This window comes from Corynebacterium sp. ACRPF (assembly GCF_022347395.1).
GTDB classification, from domain to species: domain Bacteria; phylum Actinomycetota; class Actinomycetes; order Mycobacteriales; family Mycobacteriaceae; genus Corynebacterium; species Corynebacterium tuberculostearicum_D.
Genome location: NZ_JAKRNB010000031.1, coordinates 1 through 6,824, shown reverse-complemented (window position 1 = coordinate 6,824; position 6,824 = coordinate 1). Strand labels below are relative to the sequence as shown.

The 6,824-nt window shown below is 55.2% G+C and carries 7 protein-coding genes and 1 pseudogene; 6 read left to right on the top strand and 2 right to left on the bottom strand.

Features of this window, described 5'->3' with window-relative positions:
* Positions 1-77: 77 nt before the first annotated feature.
* Both MHX61_RS11115 and MHX61_RS11110 read right to left on the bottom strand, forming a co-directional pair.
* Positions 78-728 (bottom strand): IS3 family transposase, encoded by a 651-nt coding sequence (locus MHX61_RS11115; protein WP_239194919.1) that lies wholly within the window; start codon positions 726-728, stop codon positions 78-80.
* Positions 728-1,036 carry a transposase gene (locus tag MHX61_RS11110; protein WP_239194917.1) on the bottom strand — a complete coding sequence of 103 codons (309 nt, stop codon included), beginning with the start codon at positions 1,034-1,036 and terminating at the stop codon, positions 728-730. Before MHX61_RS11110 ends, MHX61_RS11115 begins: the two co-directional genes overlap by 1 nt.
* A gap of 70 nt (positions 1,037-1,106) precedes the next feature.
* Between MHX61_RS11110 and MHX61_RS11105 the strand changes: the two are divergent.
* The 6 genes and pseudogenes from MHX61_RS11105 to MHX61_RS11080 all read left to right on the top strand — a co-directional run.
* A pseudogene (locus MHX61_RS11105) lies at positions 1,107-2,215 on the top strand (IS3 family transposase); the annotation flags it as partial.
* A gap of 179 nt (positions 2,216-2,394) precedes the next feature.
* Positions 2,395-3,528 carry a sensor histidine kinase gene (locus MHX61_RS11100; RefSeq protein ID WP_239194915.1) on the top strand — a complete coding sequence of 378 codons (1,134 nt, stop codon included), beginning with the start codon at positions 2,395-2,397 and terminating at the stop codon, positions 3,526-3,528.
* A complete protein-coding gene (locus MHX61_RS11095) occupies positions 3,525-4,202 on the top strand; it encodes a response regulator transcription factor (protein WP_005325032.1) in 678 nt (225 codons plus the stop codon). Before MHX61_RS11100 ends, MHX61_RS11095 begins: the two co-directional genes overlap by 4 nt.
* Positions 4,203-4,275: 73 nt before the next feature.
* Positions 4,276-5,190 (top strand): ABC transporter ATP-binding protein, encoded by a 915-nt coding sequence (locus MHX61_RS11090; protein WP_005325031.1) that lies wholly within the window; start codon positions 4,276-4,278, stop codon positions 5,188-5,190.
* Positions 5,187-5,933 (top strand): ABC transporter permease, encoded by a 747-nt coding sequence (locus MHX61_RS11085; protein WP_005325030.1) that lies wholly within the window; start codon positions 5,187-5,189, stop codon positions 5,931-5,933. Before MHX61_RS11090 ends, MHX61_RS11085 begins: the two co-directional genes overlap by 4 nt.
* A 4-nt stretch (positions 5,934-5,937) precedes the next feature.
* Positions 5,938-6,681: an ABC transporter permease gene (locus MHX61_RS11080; protein WP_204608763.1), complete on the top strand. Its 744-nt coding sequence runs from the start codon at positions 5,938-5,940 to the stop codon at positions 6,679-6,681.
* Positions 6,682-6,824: the final 143 nt, after the last annotated feature.

Sequence of the window (6,824 nt, the reverse complement as noted above, 5' to 3'; positions counted from 1 at the left end):
CTTCTTTTCAATCGCATCAATCTTGGCCTTATCGGCCGGATCTCGTCTTGTCACAGTAGTCATTCTGGCTTATCTCCTTATGCGGGATCGGTTCCCACACACAAACCATCAGACACTCTCGTAAATTGGGTTCCGCGGTCAGCGTGAAACACTAGCCCGTCAGGCACGTCACCGCGCAGCGTATGCGCCATTCGCAGGGCCCGTTCGACCAGGTATGTATCTTGAACGCTATCCATAGCCCAGCCCAGTACCCTGCGGGAATGGCCATCGCGGACTGCACACAGATACAACCAGCCTTCAGCAGTGCGCAGGTAGGTAATATCCGACATCCACACTCGGTTGAGCTCACCGGTATCAAACATGCGCTTGACCAGGTCAGGAAGCGTGGACTTACGTTTGGCTTGGACCGTTGTCACTGGGACAAAGGCCCGCGGTGAAATCCCTTCAATGCCCATCATGCGCATTCGTTTAGCCACAGTCTTACGGTTAAGCGCAATGTGGTAGCGCTCGGTAAGTTCTGCGGTGATCCGCGGAGCACCATAAACCTGATCGGAGTCCGACCAAATCTGATGAATCTTGCGGTCAACATCGTCGTAGAATGCTGCGCGATCATCGTCGCCGGATAGCCGCTTCTGCTGCGTATGGGCCCATTTGTAGTATCCAGACCGAGATACTTTTAATAGCCGTGCCATACGTTTGATGCTGTAGTTGGCCTTCTCCTGCCGCATCAATTCGAACTTTTCTGCTCGCGTTGCTTCGCAGCGAAGAAGGCTGTCGCTTTTGACAAAAACTCATTATCCATCTTGGCTTCCGCCAGTTCACGGCGCAGACGAGCATTTTCAGCACGAAGATCAGCCTCGCTCATCCCATCTGATGCTCCACGGCGCTCACGCTCGAGTTTGACCCACCTGCCCAAAATTGTGGCTGATACACCAATCTCCTTAGCCACATGAGCAATCGGGCGCTGCGACTCGATTACCAGGTTTGCGGCTTCACGCCGGTACTCCGGCGTGTATTTCTTGCGCTGTTGACTCACAATGAACATCCTCTCCTACGGACACAAGATCCGCACAAATAGGGTGTCCACTACTCGAGGGTAACCTCACGAGTCAAAGATGAGTCTTGCCCGTGAGTTTGGCCTGTCGTCAGACCAAGTGGTTGGATATTGGTCGCGGAAATGGCGCAAAGGCGGCGATGACGCCTTAAAACCGAAGCCGAAGGGCAGGCCTAAAGGTTCAGCTAAGCCGAAAGTGCTTTCTGAAGAAGATAAGCTACGTCGCGAAAACGAACGGTTGCGGGCCGAAAATGCCTACCTAAAAAAATTGCGGGACTTGAGGAATCAGGGACGCGCCTGAAAGTCCAAGCGATCGTCATCCTCAAGTCTCACCACCGCTTGGAGGACCTCCTAGAGGCAGCCGGTATGCCGCGGGCGACATTCTTCTACCACCAGAAACGACTCAGCGAGCCAGATAAGCACGCTGCGACCAAGGAGGCGATCCTAGAAAGCTTCGAGGCTAACAAGCATCGCTACGGCTACCGGCGAGTGTTGCTGGACCTGCGCAACAAGGGCTGGGTGGTCAACCACAAACTCGTTTACAAACTCATGCGCCAGATGGGGCTTCGGGCCAAGATCCGCCAACGCAGACCGTATATTTCCTACGCAGGAACTAAAAGTCGCATTGCTGACAACAAGCTTGACCGCAAGTTCACCCCAGATAAGCCAAACACCGTCTTTGTCAGCGACGTCACCGAGTTTAGGGTCGCAGGCCGAAAAGTGTATTTGTCACCGGTGATGGACTTGTTCGACCGCTCAATCGTCGCCCACACCGTGGCTACATCGCCGACGGCAGCGTTTACCGCCGAATCCTTGACTAAGGCGATTGCGGCCTGTGCGCCGAAGCCTGGGTGGATGATGCACACCGATCAAGGATTCCAGTACCAGCATTCCTCCTGGCGTAACCTGATCGGTGACAACGGCGGTGTCCAGTCGATGTCGCGTAAAGCCAACTGCTACGACAACGCAGTAATGGAGAACTTCTTCGGGCACGTGAAGGCCGAGATGTACCACGGGGAAGTCTTTGACACCGTCGAGGAATTCACCCAAGCGATCGACGAGTACATCCAGTGGTACAACACCGAACGCATCCAACAACGACTCAAGGGCCTGACCCCGATGCAATATCGGAATCAGGCCCTTGAACCCCTCACCACCTAGAATTAAACCAGTCCAACTTTTGGGGGCCAGTTCACAGAGCGGGGCGCAGTTTTCCTACCTTTGGCTTCCCGAATTTGTGGGGAAGGAGGTCTATCTAGACCCGGCCTTGGATAAAAATGGCCGACGGAATCGTACTCAGGCATGACTACTTAACTCGTCGAACCGGATAGCGTAGAGGCGTGGAAGTCTTTTCTGATAGGCGAATGATTCGTGACCTTGCGGTGTCGCTTTTGTGCGGAGCGGCGTCTCTCATCGGTAGGGAGCTGATGTCCCGGCCGCTCTTTGACTACCTGATTATCGCCTTGGTCGTGCTAATGCCAATTATAAGCAGGCGGTGGCCGCGCCTGGTGGTCTTCGTTGCATCAATGGTGCTCTTCGCCAGCCTTTTCCAGGTGGAACTCACTGTAGGCATCATAATCCTTGCGGGGCAGGTCGCCTACATTATTCGCCGCAGGCTGGAAGATCCCCTGCGTCGAATAATGACTATAGGGATGCTTGCTGCGGACTTTATCGGTGTATTTTGGGTGAGCCAAACGGTACAGGAAGCAGCACAGGATATTGCGCGGCGCCTTTTCGTCGTGGGCTGGAGCCTACTGGTCCTTGCGGTATGCATGCTTGTGGGTGAACTGCGTAGGAGAGCAGAGGAAGAACGCACACGGGAGATTTCGCGTGCTCTAGAGAAACAACGCCTGGAATTCGAGAAAAGCTCGACGGAACAACGGGCGTTTATCGCACGTGAGATCCATGACGTCGTCACGCACTCGCTATCGGTCATAGTTGCCCAGGCCGATGGGGCGCTCTACACCAAAGACACGGAAGCGCAAGAAGAAGCTTTGAAGTCTATTTCCCGCGTGGGAAGGACCTCTTTGAGGGAGATGCGGGGAGTCGTGGGCTTGCTGCGCACAGGGGAAAAGCGCGGCACTCAACCGATGGCGGGATTCGGTGATCTTCCAGAACTCATTAACAGCGTTAGAAGCGCTGGCATTGCTGCGGGATATCGCTGCACAGGAACGCCACCTGAAGAACTTTCCGCCGCGACGTCACTAAGTCTGTACCGAATTGTCCAAGAGGCTTTGACCAATGCGAACAAACATGGTGGCGGGCAAGCGGACGTACTAGTCGAATGGCTTGAAGGTATCGTCCGCCTTGAGGTGCGCAATGGATATATGGGTGATGCTCGAGGCGAGGGACATGGCATTGCTGGCATGAAGGAACGAGCGGAATTGGTTGGAGGAACCTTCCAACAGCGCAGTGATGCTGGCACATGGATAGTAGAAGCAGAGTTACCCACCGTAGGAGGAAGTAAGCAATGAAAGTCGGATTGGTAGACGACCAGGTTCTCTTCCTGCACGGGATTGCCCAGATCATTAGTTCGCAGCCAGACATGGATGTTATCTGGCAAGCAAACGATGGCGAAGATGCGCTGACCCAATGCGCGGCCACGCCTGCTGATGTGGTGCTCATGGATGTACAGATGCCTGTCCGCGATGGAATTAGCGCCACTGCTGAGATCGCATCCACTCTTCCAGAGACGAAGGTCATCATTCTGACAACCTTCGATGACGAAGACTATGTAGTAGCCGGGCTGCGAGCAGGAGCGAGTGGCTTCGTGCTCAAGGACGCAGAGCCAGAGGAGCTACTAAGCGCGTTGCGCACTGTCTATCGCGGAGACGCGGTAATCTCACCCCGCGCCACTAAGCGCCTTGTCCACAGTATGAGGGATGATTCCACGGACACGCTGAGTATTAGCGGCGCAGACCGTCGGGTACTTGAATCGCTGACTGCCCGTGAACAAGAAATCCTTGAAGCAATCGGGATGGGATGGTCAAACACAGAGATATGTGAGCGGATGTTCATCTCTATGCCGACCGTCAAGACGCACGTTGGACGAGTGCTCGCCAAGACGAGTTCTAGGGACCGTGTACACGCAGCCCTTTTCGCCTATCGCACAGGAGTTGTCTCCCGTGCTGACCTGCTTAGCTCCTAATACCCCGGTATGACTCGCAAAATCGTGCCTCGCGGCGATGTGCGGCGTAGGCGCGCCGGGCAACGATTGAGTTATGAGCACAGAATATGTTGTCGAAACTCAGGGTTTGACCAAGGAATATAAGGGATTCAAGGCCGTCGACGGCCTTGATATGGCAATCGGCCCCGGTGTCGTTCACGGTTTGTTGGGGCCGAATGGTTCGGGCAAGTCCACGACCATGAAAATGCTTTTGGGTCTGGCAAAGCCGACTGAGGGAAGCATCAGTTTGTTCGGCGAGCCTTTCGGGCCTAAGACGCGCAGCCGGGCCTTGGCCCGCACCGGCTCGCTCATCGAGCAGCCTTCGGCCTATTTGCACCTCACCGGGCGAGAGAACTTGCGCATCGCTGCGCGGCTTCTACGCGCTGAGGCAGAAGACGTCGATCGCGCAGTGCACCTCGTGCGGCTGGAAAAGCAGCTGGACAAGCAAGTAGCGAACTATTCCTTGGGCATGAAGCAGCGCCTCGGCATCGCAATGGCTATGATTCGTAACCCGCAGCTTCTGATCCTTGATGAACCAACGAACGGTCTTGACCCTGCCGGCATCGAAGAGATTCGCAATCTCATCGTCAGCCTCGCTGCCGATGAGGGGCGAACGGTATTGGTTTCGAGCCACCTTCTCTCGGAAATCGAAAAGATGGCTAGTGAGCTGACCATTATCAATCGCGGGCAGTTGCTCTTCCAAGGTACAAAGCAGGAGCTTTTCCATTCCCAGCCGCCTGAAGTCTTTATCGAAACCCCGAACCCCGAGGAAGCGGCGCAAGCACTCGCGGGTATCTCAGTGCGCTTTGTAGAAGGTGGCATTCGGGTCCCGAACTTAAGCGAGCGCGACGTCGCGGGGGCTTGTACGCAGCTCGTCAACCATGGCGTGCCCATCTACCAGGTGCTAAGAACGCACCGCAGTCTCGAAGAGATCTTCATTTCGATTACGGGACGAGGTGGCTTGCAATGATGTTGCAGAATGAATATGCCAAGATGCGGCATACCCGGATGCTGCCGCTAGCCCTTGCTGTCACGCTCGCCATCGTTGCCTTTTCCAGTATGAATCTGGTGGGTGAGCACACCGCCGAACAATTTCAGCAAGATCCGCATAGTCAATGGGGCGGACATCTCCTTGGTTACATCATGGTGACGGCCTTCCTCACTCCGGTGCAGGTGGCATTGCTAGCCAGCCGCGCAGCCGATGTAGAGCATCTCCACGGCGGCTGGCGGCTTAATTCCATCGCCGGATACCGCCGCGGTGGTCTGCTCCGCGCGAAGTTCGCAGCTTTAGCCCTTGTCCTAGCCGCAGTAAAGGTAGTTGAATTGCTCGCGGTCTTGACCACTCCATTCTTCCTTGGCGCACAGTCGATTGATTCACCCGGCACATGGGTTCTCACAGCAGCTGGTCTATATGGAACCTCGTGCGCACTGATGGCGATTTTCTTGTGGCAGGCAGCACGCGTGGAATCCCAGCTCGTGGTGCTCAGCACTGGGGTAGTAGGCGGCTTCCTCGGTGTGGCAGGAATGCTTTCTCCAACCGCGGTCACGCTCATTAATCCCTTCGGTTACTACGCAGTCTTATCCCCATTTACCTTCCGCCCCGAAGGCCTGGTGAGCATCGAACCACTGTGGATTCCATGGGCACTGTTCATCGCCGTTGTAACCGTCATCTTCACCGTGCTTTGTCGCACGCTTGACTCCCAGGAGGAATAAGTTCATGTTTGCTATCGACCTGCTGAAATTTCGACGCTCCTACGTATGGGCTGTCATCTTCCTCGTGCCGTCTATAGCAGTCGGCATTGGTGCCGCGAATTATCACGCTAACTTGGCGTCACTTAATGCCGGATGGGCAAGCTATCTTTCCCAAGCAACGCTGTTCTACGGCTTAATCTTTATGACTGTGGGAGTGGCCATCATCGCTGCAGCTGCCTGGCGCCTGGAACACCGCAACCACAATTGGAACACTATTTTGACCTCACCGCGCTCGGCGGGAGAAGTAGTCGCGGCCAAGCTTTTCTCCATCATGGTCCTCATCGCGCTAATGCAGGCGGTGTTCATCGCGCTGGCCTTAGGCATTGGACGCGGCTTAGGAATACAGGGAGAGATTTCGCCTCTCAACTTGAGCGCGCTGTTCTTAGCAATCATCCCGGCGTTCGCAGTCGGGGCCTGGCAATCCTTTTTCTCGATGATCTTTCGCAGCTTTGCCACGCCCGTGGCGATTTCACTTGTGGGCGCGATTGTCTCAGTTGGAATTCTCTACAGCGGTATTCGGCTCATCCCGATGCTGCTGCCACCGGCTATGGTTACGTCGACGATTTCGCTCGGCAGTACCGCCTTCGGCGCAGATGATACTCCTGATGTGCGCGGTATCGCGTTCAGGATGGCTGTTTCTATCTGTTTCGTCATCGGAGCTTGGATTGCATCTGTTGCCTGGCTGCGAACCCATGACGTTAAGGCTTAGGACTCATCCTTGGGACTCTTGCTTGGCGGATTCTAGGGGTCGTTGCAACGATGATGGTTAGTTTGGTTTGATGCTACCGGTTTGTGTGAGGGCGTTGGTCATGACTTCGGCTGGGGTGCGCCAGTTGAGTGCTTTGCGTGGTT

Bases quoted from the DNA above. Each gene is read 5' to 3' on its own strand.
- MHX61_RS11085 (WP_005325030.1), top strand. From the start codon at position 5,187: ATGATGTTGCAGAATGAATATGCCAAGATGCGGCATACCCGGATGCTG.
- MHX61_RS11090 (WP_005325031.1), top strand. From the start codon at position 4,276: ATGAGCACAGAATATGTTGTCGAAACTCAGGGTTTGACCAAGGAATAT.
- MHX61_RS11095 (WP_005325032.1), top strand. From the start codon at position 3,525: ATGAAAGTCGGATTGGTAGACGACCAGGTTCTCTTCCTGCACGGGATT.
- MHX61_RS11080 (WP_204608763.1), top strand. From the start codon at position 5,938: ATGTTTGCTATCGACCTGCTGAAATTTCGACGCTCCTACGTATGGGCT.
- MHX61_RS11115 (WP_239194919.1), bottom strand. From the start codon at position 728: ATGCGGCAGGAGAAGGCCAACTACAGCATCAAACGTATGGCACGGCTA.